Source organism: Thalassospira sp. SM2505 (assembly GCF_054901115.1).
In genome coordinates this window covers 4210234-4227482 of record NZ_CM142731.1, presented here as the reverse complement: position 1 = coordinate 4227482, position 17249 = coordinate 4210234, and the positions used below count along the sequence as shown (strand labels likewise).

At 54.8% G+C, this 17249-nt stretch carries 17 protein-coding genes; 11 read left to right on the top strand and 6 right to left on the bottom strand.

Annotated elements, in window-relative coordinates:
• Positions 1–2: 2 nt before the first annotated feature.
• From ACTU44_RS19800 to ACTU44_RS19790, 3 genes are all read right to left on the bottom strand, one after another.
• The gene (locus tag ACTU44_RS19800) at positions 3–164 is read right to left on the bottom strand and encodes a hypothetical protein (RefSeq protein WP_462096183.1); all 162 of its coding nucleotides are present in this window, start codon (positions 162–164) and stop codon (positions 3–5) included.
• Positions 165–269: 105 nt separating this feature from the next.
• Complete coding sequence (locus ACTU44_RS19795) at positions 270–653, bottom strand: response regulator transcription factor (protein WP_258548689.1); 384 nt, start codon at positions 651–653, stop codon at positions 270–272.
• A 137-nt stretch (positions 654–790) separates the two neighbouring features.
• Positions 791–2362, bottom strand: a complete 1572-nt coding sequence (locus tag ACTU44_RS19790) for a helix-turn-helix domain-containing protein (protein WP_336083892.1) — start codon at positions 2360–2362, stop codon at positions 791–793.
• Between the two features lie 201 nt (positions 2363–2563).
• Here ACTU44_RS19790 and ACTU44_RS19785 point away from each other — a divergent pair, with 201 nt between their 5' ends.
• From ACTU44_RS19785 to ACTU44_RS19765, 5 genes are all read left to right on the top strand, one after another.
• Positions 2564–3925: an ABC transporter substrate-binding protein gene (locus ACTU44_RS19785; RefSeq protein WP_114098153.1), complete on the top strand. Its 1362-nt coding sequence runs from the start codon at positions 2564–2566 to the stop codon at positions 3923–3925.
• A 118-nt stretch (positions 3926–4043) separates the two neighbouring features.
• Positions 4044–5060 (top strand): branched-chain amino acid ABC transporter permease, encoded by a 1017-nt coding sequence (locus ACTU44_RS19780; RefSeq protein WP_114098154.1) that lies wholly within the window; start codon positions 4044–4046, stop codon positions 5058–5060.
• Between the two features lies 1 nt (position 5061).
• The gene (locus ACTU44_RS19775; RefSeq protein ID WP_462096182.1) at positions 5062–6240 is read left to right on the top strand and encodes a branched-chain amino acid ABC transporter permease; all 1179 of its coding nucleotides are present in this window, start codon (positions 5062–5064) and stop codon (positions 6238–6240) included.
• Between the two features lie 3 nt (positions 6241–6243).
• Positions 6244–7005, top strand: coding sequence for an ABC transporter ATP-binding protein (locus ACTU44_RS19770; protein WP_336083888.1), 762 nt, complete (start codon positions 6244–6246; stop codon positions 7003–7005).
• Entirely contained in the window at positions 7002–7754 is a 753-nt protein-coding gene (locus ACTU44_RS19765) for an ABC transporter ATP-binding protein (RefSeq protein WP_114098157.1), read from the top strand. The genes ACTU44_RS19770 and ACTU44_RS19765 overlap by 4 nt, the downstream gene beginning before the upstream one ends.
• A 94-nt stretch (positions 7755–7848) precedes the next feature.
• Here the strand turns inward: ACTU44_RS19765 and ACTU44_RS19760 are convergent, their stop codons facing one another.
• Positions 7849–8319 (bottom strand): Lrp/AsnC family transcriptional regulator, encoded by a 471-nt coding sequence (locus ACTU44_RS19760; RefSeq protein WP_114098158.1) that lies wholly within the window; start codon positions 8317–8319, stop codon positions 7849–7851.
• Between the two features lie 163 nt (positions 8320–8482).
• On the opposite strand from ACTU44_RS19760, the gene hppD reads away from it, so the two are divergent.
• From hppD to maiA, 4 genes are all read left to right on the top strand, one after another.
• Positions 8483–9595: a 4-hydroxyphenylpyruvate dioxygenase gene (gene hppD, locus ACTU44_RS19755; RefSeq protein WP_462096181.1), complete on the top strand. Its 1113-nt coding sequence runs from the start codon at positions 8483–8485 to the stop codon at positions 9593–9595.
• A 95-nt stretch (positions 9596–9690) separates the two neighbouring features.
• Positions 9691–11061, top strand: coding sequence for a homogentisate 1,2-dioxygenase (hmgA, locus tag ACTU44_RS19750; protein WP_462096180.1), 1371 nt, complete (start codon positions 9691–9693; stop codon positions 11059–11061).
• A 15-nt stretch (positions 11062–11076) separates the two neighbouring features.
• On the top strand, positions 11077–12096 hold the full coding sequence (locus ACTU44_RS19745; RefSeq protein ID WP_462096179.1) for a fumarylacetoacetate hydrolase family protein: 1020 nt from the start codon (positions 11077–11079) through the stop codon (positions 12094–12096).
• 9 nt (positions 12097–12105) lie between these two features.
• Positions 12106–12786, top strand: a complete 681-nt coding sequence (maiA, locus tag ACTU44_RS19740; protein ID WP_462096178.1) for a maleylacetoacetate isomerase — start codon at positions 12106–12108, stop codon at positions 12784–12786.
• Positions 12787–12798: 12 nt separating this feature from the next.
• On the opposite strand, the gene ACTU44_RS19735 is transcribed toward maiA, so the two are convergent.
• Positions 12799–14394: a gamma-glutamyltransferase family protein gene (locus tag ACTU44_RS19735; protein WP_462096177.1), complete on the bottom strand. Its 1596-nt coding sequence runs from the start codon at positions 14392–14394 to the stop codon at positions 12799–12801.
• 140 nt (positions 14395–14534) lie between these two features.
• On the opposite strand from ACTU44_RS19735, the gene ACTU44_RS19730 reads away from it, so the two are divergent.
• Positions 14535–15248: a GntR family transcriptional regulator gene (locus ACTU44_RS19730; protein WP_462096176.1), complete on the top strand. Its 714-nt coding sequence runs from the start codon at positions 14535–14537 to the stop codon at positions 15246–15248.
• Positions 15249–15361: 113 nt separating this feature from the next.
• Here ACTU44_RS19730 and ACTU44_RS19725 read toward each other — a convergent pair whose 3' ends face one another.
• On the bottom strand, positions 15362–15787 hold the full coding sequence (locus ACTU44_RS19725) for a nuclear transport factor 2 family protein (RefSeq protein WP_114098268.1): 426 nt from the start codon (positions 15785–15787) through the stop codon (positions 15362–15364).
• Positions 15788–16056: 269 nt separating this feature from the next.
• Between ACTU44_RS19725 and ACTU44_RS19720 the strand changes: the two genes are divergently transcribed.
• Positions 16057–17244, top strand: a complete 1188-nt coding sequence (locus tag ACTU44_RS19720) for an ABC transporter substrate-binding protein (protein WP_462096175.1) — start codon at positions 16057–16059, stop codon at positions 17242–17244.
• Positions 17245–17249: the final 5 nt, after the last annotated feature.

Here is a 17249-nt window from a genome sequence, read left to right as displayed (position 1 = left end):
TTTTATTGCCCTTCGGAACGTGCGGCGTTGCGCAAGGCACGGGTTAACAGTCCGCAGAAAACAATCAAAATCGCCCATCCGGCAAAGAAATAGACAAACAGGATCGGCAGCCCGAACACCATGCCATCAAGGGAAAACATCCCGACCAGTGGCGGTATCCACAAAAAAAGAGCTGCGAGCGTCAAGGCAAGAGCGCGTTCTGTAAGTCTTCGCGGTGATGAGATGGGAAGTTCTCCTGATTGCGGGGCGTTGGCTTGTTTCTTGACGGGTTACTGAGCCGCCCGTTCAAGCAAGGCGCGAACGCGCGAGACAACGTCGCGGGTGGAAAACGGTTTGGTCACAAAATCATCCACACCAAGCTCAAGACCCTTGCGGCGGTCGACTTCGCGTGTTTTGGCCGTCAGCATCATGATGGGGATCAATCTGGTGTTGGTGTCGTTGCGTACAGCGCGCACGACTTCAAACCCGTCGCAGCCGGGCATCATCACGTCCAGAAGAACCATATCTGGAACATCGCGGGCAATCATGGCGATCGCGGATTGGCCATCTGTGGCCACGCGCACATCATAGCCTTCTTTTTCCATAAGAAAGCTTAGCGATTCGACAATGGTTTCCTCATCTTCAGCAATCAGGACCTTTGGTCTGGCATTCAAAGGACTCTCTCCCCGATTTTTCTGATTCTTATAGTAGTTATCGTATCTGTTAATTTATCAAATTATAATGCTACTTTGGGTGATGGCAAATCTGGTGGATTTGTGCTGCGGCTCGCAGGAGATTCATAGCGGCTCGCCTAAGGTCTTCCGTCGGCGGTATCTGACATTTCATAGGCACGTTGTGCGCAATCATCGCGCGGGCACTGACGGCAGGCAATCCCGACCGGTACAGCTGAGTCCGTGCGTTCAAGCGGCAGGGCATCGGCATAGATAACCTCATTTGCAAACGCTGTGTCGCACCCGATCATGACCGAATGCACCGATTGCGGGGTGCCATATCCACCCGCACCCGACCGCAAGGCACGCGCGACAAACAGATATTCGCTGTTATCTGGCAGGCGGACAAATTGTGAAATTACCCGTTCTGGCGCAAGATAGGCCTCATGTACGGCCCAGCGCGGGCACGCACCACCATAGCGCGGCAATTGCAGACCGGATGCCGAAAAGCGTTTTGAAATATTCCCGGCAATGTCGGTCCGGATCAGGTGGAACGGAATGCCTTCTGCGCCGGGGCGACGCAATGTCGTCAGCCGGTGACAGATTTGCTCCCAGCTTGCGGCATAACGTTGCTGCAAAAGTTCGATGTCATGGCGAAGATCATGGGCATCTGCCAGGAACGCATCATAGGGCAGGACAAGGGCAGCAGCACAATATGAGATCAGTGCTTCATAGGCGCGCGCGCGCCCGGCGTCACTGCTGATACTGGCCCCCTCAAGAACCGCATTTACCGCATCCCTTGCTTCAAGCTGACAGATGACCCGTGCGGCCTGAAAGCGTGCCGATGTGATGGCAAGGGCGCGCGAGATGCGCAATGTCCGTTCTGTGCTGTCCCACTGATATCCGTTGGTCGCAAAGATGTTCGAAGGCAGGCGTTCAACCCTGATATCATGCTCGCTTTCGAGATAATTGATCAGATCCGTCAGATACAAACCGCCATCAGGATCAATTCCGGGGCGCATTTCGGCAGCCTTGTCTTCAAGGGTCGGGAAATAGTTGGCATTGTCATACAAAAGATCATCAACTTCCTCGGCGGGATTGTTGGCCGGGCGTCCGGCGCTTCCGCGTTCGAGGAAGTTGAAAATTTCGGCGGCTGATTCCTCAAGCCGATGGGATTCCTTGACCAGTGTCGCATTGAACCGTGCGCGCTGTTCGGGTGACAGATTGTCATAATCATCGAAGATTTCGGCAACAGTTCGGATCGATGTGATCCGGGTCAGGATTGAATGGCTGGCCTCGGTCAGGAACGGGTCGTGACTTAGGCGTTCGGAAAGGGCATCCACTTCATCAAGGCCACTGCGATAGGCCCGGTAAAGGGCCAAAAAGGCGCTGATCATCCCCGGAGCAGCGGCGATCATGGCCGGGAATTCCCGGTTTTCGATCGGGGTGTTGTAGAAAACCGGGTCTGATGCGGCTTCGCTCAGATCGGCAAGCAGTCGTCCTTCCTCGGAACCCGACAATGTATGCGGGTGAATTTCCAGAACGGCTGCAATCCGCATCAGCAAACCCCCGCCGATGGAACGCCGGTTATGTTCGATCAGATTAAGATAGCTTGCTGAAATTCCCGCGGCCTTGGCCAGGGCATTCTGGGTCATGCCGATGTCTTTTCGTCGTCCGCGAATGCGGTGTCCGATCGGGGCCTGACGAGACATGCTGTGACCTCATTATTGACAAAATTTACAAATTTTCACTCGTTGCGCCAGTATCTTTACAAAAAAAATGTTACATATCAACTACGTGTTGATTCATTTTCAGAACATCCCCATTGTTTTGACAGGTCATGAAAAAAATTAACCAGAAAACAGACCTCAGATTTCTCTGAAACAGATCCCAAGACATTGGGGAGGAAAACCATGTCGGAGACTAAAAATACCCGAAATGTATCTCGTCGTACGGTCCTGAAGGGCACTGCTGCGACCACCGGTGCTGCCCTGATCGGCGGTACTTTCCCGATGCATTTCATCAAGAATGCCCATGCCCAGACTTTCCGTGGCGATCCGGGCAATGCCAGCAGCGTGAAACTCGGCTTTAACGTACCGCAGACCGGTCCGTATGCCGACGAGGGTGCTGACGAATTGCGTGCCTATCAGCTTGCGGTCAAGCACCTGAACGGTGAAGGCGATGGCGGGATGCTCAACACGATCAAGCCGCTTCAGCTCAAGGGGAACGGTATTCTCGGCAAAAAAGTCGAGTTCGTGACAGGTGATACGCAAACCAAGTCGGATGCCGCACGTGCATCGGCCAAGCGTATGATCGAAAAAGATAATGTTGCAATGATCACCGGTGGTTCGTCATCGGGTGTGGCTGTTGCCGTTCAGGGTCTTTGTCAGGAAATGGGCGTCATCTTCATGGCGGGTCTGACCCACTCGAACGACACCACCGGCAAGGATAAAAAGCGTTATGGCTTCCGCCACTTCTTTAACGCTTATATGTCCGGTCAGGCAATTGCGCCGGTTCTTCTGGATGAATATGGCGCAGAACGCCGCGCCTATCACCTTACCGCCGATTACACCTGGGGCTGGACCCAGGAAGAGTCGATCAAGGCCGCGACCGAGAATATTGGCTGGGAAACCGTCAATACTGTTCGTACCCCGGTTGGTGCAGGTGACTTCTCCCAGTACATCACTCCGGTTCTGAATTCCGGCGCTGACGTGCTGATCCTGAACCACTATGGCAAGGACATGGTCAACTCGCTGACGCAGGCCGTTCAGTTCGGTCTGCGCGACAAGATGGTCAATGGCAAGCAGTTCGAAATCGTCGTTCCGCTGTATTCCCGTCTGATGGCACAGGGTGCCGGTGACGCTGCCAAGGGCATCCTTGGTACCACCAACTGGCACTGGTCGCTGCAGGATCCGGGTTCGCAGGCCTTTGTCAAATCGTTTGGTCAGGAATACGGCTTCCCGCCGTCCCAGGCTGCACACACCTGCTATGTCCAGGCGCTGCTTTATGCAAACGCCTGCGAAATGGCCGGTACCTTTGCACCTTGGGAAGTCATCAAACAGCTCGAAGGGTTCGAGTTCGATGGCGCGGGCAACGGTCCGACCCTCTATCGTGCAGAAGACCACCAGTGCTTCAAGGATGTTCTGGTCGTGCGTGGTAAAGAAAACCCGCAGTCCAACTTCGACCTTCTTGAAGTCGTCAAAGAAGTGCCGCGTGCACAGGTTGAGTATCCGGCCGACATGTTCGGCGGGGAGCTTGGCCCGTATCAGGTCTGATACAGCCAAATTGATGCAAGCAGGGCCGACCATCTCCCAATGGTCGGCCCGTTTGCCCTCTGGCCCCGGCCTATACGACTTTTGACTAAGTCCCTTACGAATACGCGGCGGATAACTGATGGACGCTATATTTCTTCAAATTCTTAATGGTCTGGACAAGGGCGGCGCCTATGCGCTGATCGCGCTTGGTCTGACTTTGGTGTTCGGCACGCTCGGCGTGGTGAACTTTGCGCATGGTGCCATCTTCATGATGGGTGCCTTTTGTGCGGTTACGGTCGAAAAACTTCTGACCCTGTCTGTTCGGGTCAGGGACGAGTCTGTGACCTTCTTTGAAGCCTACAAGGAAACGCCTTATCTCGAAGTGTGGTTTGGCGATACCGGCACGGCAATCATTGACTGGTCTGTACCGCTTTCGATCATTCTGGCGATACCCGTGATGCTGTTGATCGGCATCGTGATGGAACGCAGTCTGATCCGCTATTTCTACAAGCGTCCTCATGCCGAGCAGATCCTTGTGACCTTTGGTCTTGCCATCGTTTTGCAGGAACTGATCAAATCCTTCTTTGGTGCCAATCCGCTGCCGCAAGGCGCACCCGATATTGTCGCTGGTTCCGCCGCAATCGGCGCTGTGTTCGGTCTTGGGGATGCGGTCGTCTATCCCTGGTGGCGCCTGATCTATCTGGCCTTCTCGCTTCTGACCATCGGACTTGTCTTCTCGTTCCTGCATTTCACGACCTATGGGATGGTGGTGCGCGCAGGGATGGCTGACCGCGAAACGGTCGAACTGCTTGGAATCAATATTGAACGCCGGTTTACGATTGTGTTTGGCATTGCAGCCGTGGTTGCAGGTCTTGCCGGGGTTATGTACACGCCTGTCCTGCCACCGGATTATCATCTGGGCATGGACTTCCTTGTATTGTCATTTGTTGTGGTGGTCGTCGGGGGCATGGGCTCGTTGCCCGGTGCGGTTCTCGCAGGGTTCCTGCTGGGTATCTTGCAATCCTTCTCGTCGATGACCGAGGTGAAGGACATCTTCCCGGGTATTGACCAGATCATCATTTATCTAGTTGCCGTCGTCATTCTGCTGACCCGCCCGCGCGGTCTGATGGGTCGTCGTGGCGTGATGGAGAGCTAAAATGACAAACACAAAAATCGTCTCCCCAAAGCAGGACCTCATCTATATGGCGATCCTGTCGGCAGTGGTCCTGACCATGCCGATCTGGTTGCAGCCATTTGGTGCGGCCTATCCCGACCTGATGCAGAAATTCATGATCTTTGGCATCTTTGCCATCGGCTATAACATTCTGTTTGGTCTGACCGGCTATCTGTCCTTTGGTCACGCGGCCTTTCTGGGGGTTGGTTCCTATACCGCCGTCTGGTCGTTCAAGCTGTTGTCGATGAATGTCATCCCGGCGTTGATTTTCGGAACGGTTCTGTCGGGACTGTTTGCGTTGGCCATCGGGTTTGTGTCCCTGCGTCGTTCGGGCATCTATTTCTCGATCCTGACGCTGGCCTTTGCGCAGATGTCCTATAATCTGGCCTACTCGGTTCTCACCCCGATCACCAATGGTGAAACCGGTTTGCAGCTGACACAGGGTGATCCGCGTGTGCTTGACCGTATGTCGGGTATTGAGGCGAATGCGTCTCTTCCGACCCCGAACCTGTTCGGGATCGAGGGGGTAGGCTATTCCGGTTTCTATATCTGTGCGGCCCTTTTGCTGATTTCGTTCTTCATCTATCTGCGTATCTTCCGTTCGCCCTTCGGGTTGAAGCTGCGTGCGATCAAGTCGAACCAGAACCGTATGGGTTATACCGGCTTTAGCACACGTCCCTATCTGATGACCGCCTTTGTCATTTCGGGCATGTATGCCGGTCTTGCCGGATCGCTTCTGGCGGTGACGGATCCGCTGGCCGGTGCTGAACGCATGCAATGGACGGCATCGGGCGAGGTTGTTCTGATCACCATTCTTGGTGGTGTCGGCACCCTTATCGGTCCGCTGCTCGGTGCGGGGATCATCAAGTATTTTGAGAATATCTTCTCGGCCTTTAACGAGACGGTCCTTCTCAATGCGTTTTCATTCCTGCCTGATTGGCTGGCTCATCCGGTCGCCTCTGTGGTCGGGCTGTTTGTCGGCGAAGGCTGGCATCTGACCCTTGGTCTTGTCTTCATGCTGATCGTGATCTTCCTGCCAGGGGGCATCATGGAAGGCATCAGCCGCCTCTGGCGACTGGTAACCCGACGCAACAAGGCCGAACCGGTCGCCGGGACACATGAAAACAAAGAAAAAGAACAAGCATCGGCGGGGGAGGCCTGATCCATGTCCGAATACATTCTTGATGTCACTGACGTCGACAAGAACTTTGGCGGACTGCGCGCCCTTTCCGACATCAACCTTCGGGTCAAGGAAGGCACAGTTCACGCGATTATCGGACCAAACGGTGCAGGTAAATCGACACTGCTGAACGTCATTGTCGGGCGTCTGGCCCCGAACCGTGGCCGGGTGTTGCTGGGTGATCAGGTTTTGACGGGCAAGGAGCCCCACGAAATCAACCAGCTTGGTGTTGCCCGCGTGTTCCAGACGCCGGAAATCTTCCCGGAACTGTCGCTTTTGCAAAATGTGATGGTCCCGGCCTTTGCCAAACGTGAAGGCATCTTCAAGATGAACTTCATCAAAAGCCTGTTTGCGGAAAAGGAAGTGCGCGAACATGCCGAGCATCTTCTTGATGATGTCGGGCTGATTTCGCAAAAGGACAATATTGCCGGTTCGATGTCGCGCGGTGACAAACGCCGTCTGGAACTTGCAATGTGTCTTGGGCAACAGCCCAAGCTGTTCCTTCTTGACGAACCGACCGCCGGTATGGCCCGTCATGATACCAACCGCACGATTGATCTTCTTAAACGGATCAAGGAACGCGGCATGACCAAGGTCATCATCGAACATGACATGCATGTTGTGTTCAGTCTGGCTGACCGCATCAGTGTACTGGCTCAGGGGGCGATCATTTGCGAAGGCACGCCTGAAGAAGTGCGCAATGATCCACGTGTCAAGGAAGCCTATCTCGGAGGGGAATCAGAATGAACGCGCTACCAAAACAGGAACCTGTACGTAGACAGGGTGGCGATCCGGCATTTTTCTCGGTCTATGATATCCATGCCTATTACGGTGAAAGCTACATCGTTCAGGGGCTTTCCTTTGACATCCGCGAGGGCGAAATCCTTGCCCTTCTCGGACGTAACGGGGCGGGGAAGACATCGACCCTTCGCACCCTTGCGCGAATGGGTGACCCGGAACTCAAACATGGTGAAATCTGGCTTGATCACCAGCCGCTGCACAAGATGAAGGCCTGGCAGGCTGCGCGCATTGGTGTGCAGCTTGTCCCTGAAGACCGCCGGATCATTCCGGGCATGACGGTGCAGCAAAACCTCGAACTGGCCCAGATCGCCGAGCCGATTGGCTGGTCAGTCGAACGCATTTACGAGCTGTTCCCGCGTCTTGGCGAAAGGGCGGAACAGGAGGCCATCACGCTTTCGGGCGGCGAACAGCAGATGCTGGCGATCGGCCGTGCGTTGGCGCGTGACATCAAGATTTTGCTCCTTGATGAGCCCTATGAAGGCTTGGCGCCAGTGATCGTTCAGGAAATCGAAAAGACGCTTCAGAACGTCAAGAAACTGGGCATCACCACCATCATTGTCGAACAGAACGCGATTGCGGCCCTGAAACTGGCAGACCGTGCCATCATCATGGATAGCGGCGAGATCGTCTTTGACGGGACGGCGCAGGCTGTTCTGGATGATGCCGAACTGCGTGATCAGTATCTGGCAATCTAGATCTTGGGACAGGGGGGGCGTCTCCGAAGCTTTGTTGTAAGGGGGGCTTCGGGACAGATGAGGCCGTGCCTTTTGGGCGCGGCCTTTTCCCTTTTTAAGTGTCTATGCCGACGGCCAGTCCCTCGAAGTCCTTAAGAACATTAAGCACAATCGATGTTTTCACATGCTGGACCGAGTCATGAGGCAAAAGCACCTCATTGACGAAATGCGACAATGCGGCAAGGTCCCTGGTCGCGACTTTCAGGTGGTAGTCCATTTCGCCGGTCAGTGAAAAGGCCTCAAGCACTTCGGGTAGATCGGCCAGCAATCTTGCAAACCGTTTGGCATTGTCGCGGTTATGGGTGGCAAGGGTCACCGAAATCACCACAAGCAGTCCCAGCCCCATCTTCTGACGGTCGATATCGGCGCGATATCCCCTGATCACCTTGTCTTCTTCAAGGCGGGCACGCCGGCGTGAACATTGGGATGCCGACAGCCCGATCCGCTCGGACAGGTCATTGTTGGTCAGGCGCCCGTCCTTTTGCAATTCTGCAAGCAGTTTAAGGTCTATTCGATCAAGTTGCATGTTTTCCGCGTCCAAATGTAGATTGATGCATGATGTGTGCAATCATTTGCAGAAATCAACCCAAAATGCACGCACGTTGCATGCGGTTTGGCGCACGATTGGGACATAACAAGAATTCGAATAATTCCAGTAATTCGAATGTTTCAATCAAAGGAGACTTCCGATGGGTCCGTTCCCCCATGACGCCCCCCGTGCCACCATCAGTGATGAAAACCCTGCCGGAACTGACGGGTTCGAGTTCGTCGAGTTCGCCCATGAAGATGCGCAAAAACTCAAAACCCTGTTTGAGCGCATGGGCTACAGCCCGGTTGCCCGGCATAAAACCAAAAACATCACCGTCTGGCGTCAGGGCGATATCAATTACATCCTCAATGCCGAGCCGACCTCGCACGGCATGAAATTTGTCGAAAAACACGGCCCCTGCGCACCATCGATGGCGTGGCGCGTGGTTGATGCAAAGCATGCCTTTGATCATGCCGTATCGAAGGGGGCGGAACCCTATTTGGGTGACGATAAAAGCCTCGATGTCCCGGCGATTGTCGGGATTGGCGGATCGCTTCTGTATTTCATCGACAAATATGGTGAAACCGGTTCGGCCTATGACGCGGAATTCGAATGGCTTGGCGAACGCGATCCCAGGCCCGAAGGTGTTGGCTTCTATTATCTCGATCACCTGACCCATAACGTCTATCGCGGTAATATGGATAAATGGTGGGACTTCTATCGCGACCTGTTCGGGTTCAAGCAGATCCACTTCTTTGACATTGCCGGTAAAATCACCGGTCTGGTCAGCCGTGCGATCACATCCCCCTGTGGCAAAATCCGCATTCCGCTTAATGAATCGACCGATGACAAAAGCCAGATCGAAGAATACTTACGCAAATACAAGGGCGAAGGTATTCAGCATATCGCGGTGGGTACCGATGGCATCTATGACGCCACCGACAAGCTTGCGGCCAATGATCTGAAATTCATGCCCGGTCCGCCGGAAACCTATTACGAAAAGTCCCGTGACCGCGTCCATGGTCATGATGAACCGATCGAGCGGATGAAAAAGCATGGCATCCTGATTGACGGCGAAGGTGTCGTTGATGGCGGGATGACCAAAATCCTGCTTCAGATTTTCTCGAAAACCGTGATCGGCCCGATCTTCTTTGAGTTTATCCAGCGCAAAGGCGACGAAGGCTTTGGCGAGGGCAACTTCCGTGCCCTGTTTGAAAGCATCGAAGAAGACCAGATCCGTCGCGGTGTTCTGAAAGTTGATGCTGCGGAATAGGTCCGCCAACCCCATATCCAGTTCAGGACCGCGTTTCGCGCGGTCCTGACGGTTTGTTGCCATCGCATCGTTTTTGTCGCATTTGGGTTATCGCCATGCTTGATAAACCGACCCGTGATCCGGTCGCCGCGACCGTTGATCAAGCCGATCTGAAATATATGTCCGGTTTCGGCAATGATTTTGAAACCGAAAGCCTGCCCGGTGCCTTGCCACAAGGGCAGAACAGCCCGCAAAAATGTGCCTACGGGCTTTATGCCGAACAGCTTTCCGGTTCGCCTTTTACCGCGCCGCGCGGGACCAATGAACGGTCCTGGCTCTATCGTATCCGGCCCAGTGTCAAACATAATGGCCGCTTTAGCGCCATTGATCGTCCGCACTGGAAAACAGCACCCTGCCTGAATGATCACAGTCTTGCACTGGGGCAATTGCGCTGGGACCCGGTGCCGATGCCAAAGGACGCAACCGATTTCATTTCGGGCATGCGGACCATCACGACTGCGGGCGATGTCATGACCCAGACCGGCATGGCAAGCCATGTCTATGTCTGCAATGCCGATATGGTCGATGATTATTTCTTCAATGCCGATGGCGAACTTCTGATCGTGCCCGAAAGCGGCACGCTTCGGATATTTACCGAACTTGGCATCATGGATGTCGAACCGCTTGAAATCGCGCTGATCCCGCGCGGGATGATGTTCAAGGTCAGTATCCTTGAGCCCGGGATTGAGGGTGGTGCGCGTGGTTATGTCTGCGAAAATTATGGTGCGAAATTCACGCTGCCTGACCGCGGGCCGATTGGGGCGAACTGCCTTGCCAATCCGCGTGATTTCAAAACACCCGTGGCGGCCTATGAGGATAAGGAAACCCCGTGTCGGGTGCTGATAAAATGGTGTGGTCAGTTCCATGAAACAGATATCGGCCATTCACCGCTCGACGTGGTTGCCTGGCATGGCAATTACACCCCGTTCAAATATGATCTTCGGACCTTCTCGCCGGTCGGCGCGATCCTGTTTGACCATCCCGATCCGTCAATTTTCACCGTACTGACCGCCCCCACCGACGAGGCCGGAACGGCCAATGTTGATTTCGTGATCTTCCCGCCGCGCTGGATGGTGGCCGAACATACATTCCGCCCGCCATGGTATCACCGCAACATCATGTCCGAATTCATGGGCCTGATTTGCGGGCAATATGATGCCAAGGAAAAGGGATTTGTTCCCGGAGGCATGAGTTTGCACAACATGATGCTGGCCCATGGTCCTGATGCCTTCGGGTTTGACAAGGCATCCAATGCCGAACTGGGGCCACAGAAGCTTGATGGCACCATGGCGTTTATGTTCGAGACCCGTTTCCCGCAGCAACTGACCAGATTTGCCGCCGAGCTTGAAAGCCTTCAGGATGATTATCTTGATTGCTGGTCCGGGCTTGAGCGCAAGTTTGATGGCACCCCCGAAGGCCGCAAATAAAGGCAAAATACCCACATGAAACTCGCAACTCTTAAAAACGGTACCCGTGACGGACAGCTTGTTCTGGTGACCCGCGATCTCGAATTTTATGTCGATGCCAGCGCCATTGCGCCAACCCTTCAGGCCGCCCTCGATAACTGGGCGGTGACTGCCCCGCGCTTGCAGGAACTTTCCGACGAGGTCGAAGCGGGCTCGACGATTGCCAAACGCATCAGGCTTGATGTGACCAAGCTCCATTCCCCCTTGCCGCGTGCCTATCAGTGGGCGGACGGGTCGGCCTATGTCAATCATGTGGAACTGGTGCGCAAGGCCCGCGGGGCCGAGATGCCGCAAAGTTTCTGGACTGATCCGCTGATGTATCAGGGCGGATCTGATAATTTTCTGGGCCCGCGTGATGATATCCTGATGGCCGATGCCGCATGGGGTATCGATATGGAAGGCGAAATTGCCGTCATCACCGATGATGTCCCGATGGGGGCAAGCCTTGATCAGGCAGGCAAAGCCATTCGCCTGATCATGCTGGTCAATGATGTATCGCTGCGCGGTCTGATCCCCGGTGAACTGGCCAAGGGTTTCGGCTTTTTCCAGTCCAAGCCGTCTTCGGCCTTTTCGCCGGTTGCGGTGACCCCTGACGAGCTTGGCGATGCCTGGGATGGGGGCAAGGTGCATTTGCCCCTTCATGTTGATCTTAATGGCAAGCCTTTCGGTCGTGCCAATGCCGGGATTGATATGACCTTTGATTTTGCTCAGCTTGTTGCCCATGCCGCGCGCACCCGTCCGCTTGTGGCGGGCACCATCATCGGATCGGGCACGGTATCGAACAAACTTGATGGCGAACCGGGCAAGCCGGTGGATCAGGGCGGGGCGGGATATTCCTGTATTGCTGAAATCCGCATGATCGAAACCATCCAGACTGGAACCGCGTCAACGCCGTTTCTGAATTTTGGGGATCAGGTCAAAATTGAAATGTTCGGTGCGGATGACCGGTCAATCTTTGGCGCGATTGATCAGACTGTGCGCCAATACAAGATGTGATGGCCGGTCATGAGCGACGTGATCCTCTATGACTATTGGCGATCTTCGGCCAGTTACCGGGTGCGGATTGCGCTTGGGCTTGTGAATATTCCCTACCGGACGGTTCCGATTGATTTGCTGGCCGGTATTCACAAGATCCCCGATTTTCTCAAGCGCAATCCGCAGGGACTTGTCCCCGCCCTTGAGATTGACGGCATCATGATGACCCAGTCGGTATCAATCATCGAATATCTTGATGAAACCCGACCGGGGCAGGGGTTGTTGCCCACCGACACTTTGGGGCGGCAGCGCGTGCGCGCGCTATCGCATGCCATTGCCATGGATATTCACCCCATTTGTAATCTGGGCGTGGTGGGCCATGTCATGGATATGGTATCCGCCCATGGCGAAGACCCCGATGCCACGCGGCTTGACTGGATGGCAAAATATATCGGGGGTGGTTTGGCCGGGTTCGAGGCGATGTTGGCAAAGGGCGGTGCCGGAGCTGACGTTGGAGCTGGTGCGGGCAGCGCCGATTTCTGCCATGGCAGCCGCCCGTCGATGGCTGATATCTGCCTGATTCCGCAGCTTTATAATGCCCGCCGCTGGAATGTGAGCCTTTCTCACTTTCCACGAATCAGGGCGATTGAACGAAATTGCGCATCCATTGATGCCTTCGCCAATGCCCATCCCGACAAATGCCCGCGCTAGGCGTGCTGGCGCCTAGACACCAATCGCCATGCCGTCGCTACGCGGATCATGGGCACCATCGACAAAGCCGTCTTCATCAATGCGGATGATCCCGGCCTGACCGGCAAGGGCGCTTTGTGCTTCAATCGCGCGCAGGACATGGCCGCGTTCCGACAGCGTGTCGAACACGGCATCCCCGGCATCGACTTCAAGTTTCAGACTGTCATTGGTATCGGAAAATGTCTTGCCGAGCAGGAAGCGCGGCTTTGCCAGTGCTTCTGCCGGAGAAAGGCCAAAATCTAGCACACGGGTCAGCAGCATCGCCAATGTCTGTGGCTGTCCGTCAGCCCCTTGGGTACCATACAGCAAATGCGGCTTGCCGTTCTTAAGCGCCAGTCCGGGATTAAGCGTATAGAACGGGCGTTTGCCGGGTTTGTAGCTGTTTGGGTGGCCGGGCCTGGTGGTGAATGCCGCACCCCGGTTTTGCCATACGATGCCGGTATCGCCCGCGACAACCCCGCTGCCCCAATCGAAATAGGTACTTTGCAGAACGCTTGCCGAGTTCCCGTTTGCATCTTTGGCGGCAAGGAAAACCGTATCGCCATGGCGGAACGGGTGGGGCCAGTCCATGGCCTGCGACGGGGAAATGTTGCCCGCAGCACTTTGCAGTTTGGCAGGATCAAGCATGGCGGTGAAATCATCCAGTGCAAAATCCGGATCGCCAATCTGATCACGTTCAAGAAATGCCTGCTTGATGGCCTCGACCACCAGATGGAAATGATCAGCATCGCCTTCGGCCCAGTTCTTGGCACCGAGTTCGCGCAAGACCCCCATGGTCATCAGGGTCGCCAATCCTTGCGTCGGGGCAGGCGGGGCAAACAGGGTGACATCGCCATATTCAAGGGATACCGCATCAGCCGTCCGGGTGCGGGTTTTGGCAAGATCAGCAGCGGTGATCGGCGAGCCGACCGCAGACAGTCCGGCAATGATCCGCCCGGCAAGTTCGCCTTCATAAAAGTCGCGCGCACCGTTTTGGGCAATCAGTTTCAGGCTTTCGGCCAGTTGCGGCTGATAGAACATCTCACCCGCCACCGGCATCTTGCCATTGGGGGCAAAGATATCGGTAAAGCCCGGCCAGTTGGCGATGTCTTCCTTCCGGAAATCAAGCCAGAAGCATTGCGATGCACTGATCGGAAAGCCGTTTTCGGCAAGACTGATGGCAGGCGCAATCAGATCGGCCAGTTTCTTGTTCCCACCCCAATGTTTGGCGGAGTGATCAAGGGCATGTTGCCAGGAATCAACCGTGCAGGCCGTGGTCAGGGTCGAACCCGGACCGCGCAGCGGGATCGGTTTGCCAGCATCGGCAAAACTGCCGGGATTTTGAGCCGCCTGTCCGATACCCATAAACGATTGCACATTGCCCGATCCGTCCGAAACCATCCAGACCGCGTCACCGCCAATGCCGCAGAAATGCGGGTATGTTACTGCTAGCATCGCAGCGGTTGCGACCACGGCCTCTATCGCGGTTCCGCCATCACGGAGCACTGCGGCCCCGGCTTCGCTTGCCGCAGTGCTTGGGCTTGTGATCATGGCGCGGTGCATTTTGGTCGATACTTCTTTATCGGACATGGTCATGAATTCTTTCAGCAATTCGGAATGCAATGCGATGCGGAGCAGGTAAAGTCGGATCAGCTGTGGCGAAATTGCATGCAATCAATTATACAAACGCAAACAGTTTATTGTATGCACCATAAAAATTGGCGGTCGGGATGAAGGCGGCGGACAAGGCAAAACATCGTACGGACATGATCAGTTCGGCATTGCGTTCGGCCATTCTTGAACGCGTCCTGATGCCCGGCATGAAATTGCCCGAAGATTCCCTTGGCGAACGGTTCGGTGTCAGCCGTACCCTTATTCGTCAGTCGCTTGAACGGCTTGCCGCCGAAGGACTGGTCGAGCTCCGCCGCAACAAGGGCGCTATGGTCGCCAAACCAAGCCTTGAAGAAGCACGCGATCTTTTTGAGTTGCGCACCCAGATCGAAGACCTTGTGATCAGTCGCGTCATCAAGAATATGACCCCCGAGCTTCTGGGCGAACTTGAAGCCCATCTGGCCAAGGAAGTCGAGGCCGAACACGCATCCGAACCGATTTCGATCCGCCTTGCCACCGAATTTCACATCCTGCTGGCCAAGCTTTCGGGAAGCCCGGTTTTGCTGCGCTATGTCGAGGAAATCGGATATCGCTGCGGCTTGACACTGTCGCTCTATGCGCGTCCGCATTCGACGGATTGCGGCATTCAGGAACACCGCCAGATCATCGAAGCCCTGTCCAATGGTGACGAGGAAGCCGCGCGCAAACTGATGCGCCATCACCTGACGGCGGTGGCTGATCGTGCGTTGTTCACAACCGAGGAACGCGGTCCGCTTTTGTATCTGGATGCGCTTGAACCCTATGCCCGAAAAGTGCGCGACGGCGGGGCATAACGCAACAATGCGCGCGCACACATAATCACCCACCCGCAAGAGCAGGCGATTGGCGTTCCGGATCAGGTTCGGGTCACGCGGGTAAAAATATGTGCGCTGCATGTCTGGCGGGATCAGGCCTTGATGCCTTTACGCACCAGAATGCGTTCCGCACTTTCATTCCAGACATCCATTTTGATGATCTTGCCGTTTTCAATCACGAAACGGTCCACATAGCGGTTGCCTTCAAATGGCGTTCCGTCGGGCCATTCGCCGTAAAGCCAGCCGGTGCTATAGACCACGGTCTGTCCATTGGTGTGCGCGACATCAAACTGGCCGAACTTCTTTTTCACCCATTTATAACGTGCAGCGTTAAAGGCGGTCGTTCCCGACGGATGGTCGTATTTCTGACCATCGGTAAAGGTGATGACCACATCATCTGACATAAAGGTCGCTGCCAGTTCCGGGTCGGGCTTCATCGATGCATCAAGAAATTCGCGCACGGTCTGGGCTTCGGGCGGCAGCGTATCAAGCACATTTGCCGCAGTCTGGTCGGTCATCTGGATATCCTCATTCACTGCGATTGATCTGGGATCAGCATAATACGTAGGCGGAAAATTTGCATGCACTAATTTTATGCAATAATTGCATGCAATTTGCGTATGCATGAGGCAAATGACTTTTGATAAATGATACGAAATTACGTAAGTATCTGATTTTATGTGATTTTGATTCTTGGCACGGGCTTTGCTGCAATGCGGTGGTTGTTCGGCGCGTATCGTGAAACTGCGACGACCGAATGCGAAGTCACATAATCAGGGAGTCTCACATGCCTATTTCTTCGCCTATTCCGAAACTGACGCGTCGTGCCGCCCTTCTGGGGGCTGCGGCTGTGATGATGTTTGCTGCCACCTTGCCTGCCCATAACGCCCGTGCTGATGAAACCGTGAAGCTCGGCCTTGTTGCTGCGCTTAGTGGTCAGTCGGCCAAATCGGGTGAAGCAATTACGCGTGGGATCACCCTTGCGATTGACAAGATCAATGCCGAAGGCGGCGTTCTGGGCAAGCAGCTTGAACTTGTTTCGCGTGATGATGAAAGCAACCCGGGCAAAGGTCTGGTTGCTGCCCGTGAACTGGCACAGCGCGAAGGCGTTGCTGCGATCATTGGTGGTCTTGATACGCCGGTTTCCTTTGCCATCGTGCCCTATGCCAACCAGCAGAAAATTCCCTTCATCGGTCCGTGGGCCGCAGGCACCGGGATTACCAAAAACGGTGCGGAAGAAAACTATGTCTTCCGTGTCTCGGCCGTTGATGAATATGTCGACGAAGCGATCACTGAATATCTGATCGCAAATTACGGTGCAAAAAAGCCGGGCATGATCCTGATTAACAATCCCTGGGGTGAGTCCAACGAAAAGGGTCTGCTCAAGGCGCTTGAAAAACGTGGCATGACCCATGCCGGGATCGAAAAGTTTGAATCAAACGACGTTGATGTGGTCCCGCAGCTGACCCGTCTCAAGGAAAACGGTGCGGACTCCCTGTTCGTGGTTGCCAACGTTGCCCCGACCGCACAGGTGATCAAATCGCTTGATCGCATGGGATGGGATGTGCCGATTTCCTCGCATTGGGGTCCGGCGGGTGGTCGCTTTACCGAACTCGCAGGCAAATCGGGCGAAAAGGTTCACTTCATCCAGACCTATCTGTTTACCGATGCAACCAGCCCGATGTTCGTCGAACTTCAGAAAAAGTTCCCTGAAATCAAAACCCTTGCCGATGTGACCCCGGCAACCGGTATCGCCAACGCCTATGATGCGACCCTTCTGATTGCAGCGGCTATCGAAAAGGCCGGTTCAACCGAAGGTCCGGCGATCCGCGAAGCGATGTACGAGATTTCGGGCATCGAAGGCATGATCAAAACCTATGACAAGCCGTTCACCCCGGACGATCAGGACGCGCTTGGTCCGGAAGACTACACCTTCGCACATTTCGTCGAAGGTCAGATCATTCCGATCAAATAAGCCAT

What these genes read in the sequence shown, in the direction of transcription:
- ACTU44_RS19735 (WP_462096177.1), bottom strand. Translation starts at nt 14,394, where the DNA reads ATGTCCGATAAAGAAGTATCGACCAAAATGCACCGCGCCATGATCACA.
- maiA (WP_462096178.1), top strand. Translation starts at nt 12,106, where the DNA reads ATGAGCGACGTGATCCTCTATGACTATTGGCGATCTTCGGCCAGTTAC.
- hppD (WP_462096181.1), top strand. Translation starts at nt 8,483, where the DNA reads ATGGGTCCGTTCCCCCATGACGCCCCCCGTGCCACCATCAGTGATGAA.
- ACTU44_RS19780 (WP_114098154.1), top strand. Translation starts at nt 4,044, where the DNA reads ATGGACGCTATATTTCTTCAAATTCTTAATGGTCTGGACAAGGGCGGC.
- ACTU44_RS19760 (WP_114098158.1), bottom strand. Translation starts at nt 8,319, where the DNA reads ATGCAACTTGATCGAATAGACCTTAAACTGCTTGCAGAATTGCAAAAG.
- hmgA (WP_462096180.1), top strand. Translation starts at nt 9,691, where the DNA reads ATGCTTGATAAACCGACCCGTGATCCGGTCGCCGCGACCGTTGATCAA.
- ACTU44_RS19765 (WP_114098157.1), top strand. Translation starts at nt 7,002, where the DNA reads ATGAACGCGCTACCAAAACAGGAACCTGTACGTAGACAGGGTGGCGAT.
- ACTU44_RS19790 (WP_336083892.1), bottom strand. Translation starts at nt 2,362, where the DNA reads ATGTCTCGTCAGGCCCCGATCGGACACCGCATTCGCGGACGACGAAAA.
- ACTU44_RS19775 (WP_462096182.1), top strand. Translation starts at nt 5,062, where the DNA reads ATGACAAACACAAAAATCGTCTCCCCAAAGCAGGACCTCATCTATATG.
- ACTU44_RS19770 (WP_336083888.1), top strand. Translation starts at nt 6,244, where the DNA reads ATGTCCGAATACATTCTTGATGTCACTGACGTCGACAAGAACTTTGGC.
- ACTU44_RS19725 (WP_114098268.1), bottom strand. Translation starts at nt 15,787, where the DNA reads ATGACCGACCAGACTGCGGCAAATGTGCTTGATACGCTGCCGCCCGAA.
- ACTU44_RS19785 (WP_114098153.1), top strand. Translation starts at nt 2,564, where the DNA reads ATGTCGGAGACTAAAAATACCCGAAATGTATCTCGTCGTACGGTCCTG.
- ACTU44_RS19745 (WP_462096179.1), top strand. Translation starts at nt 11,077, where the DNA reads ATGAAACTCGCAACTCTTAAAAACGGTACCCGTGACGGACAGCTTGTT.
- ACTU44_RS19730 (WP_462096176.1), top strand. Translation starts at nt 14,535, where the DNA reads ATGAAGGCGGCGGACAAGGCAAAACATCGTACGGACATGATCAGTTCG.
- ACTU44_RS19720 (WP_462096175.1), top strand. Translation starts at nt 16,057, where the DNA reads ATGCCTATTTCTTCGCCTATTCCGAAACTGACGCGTCGTGCCGCCCTT.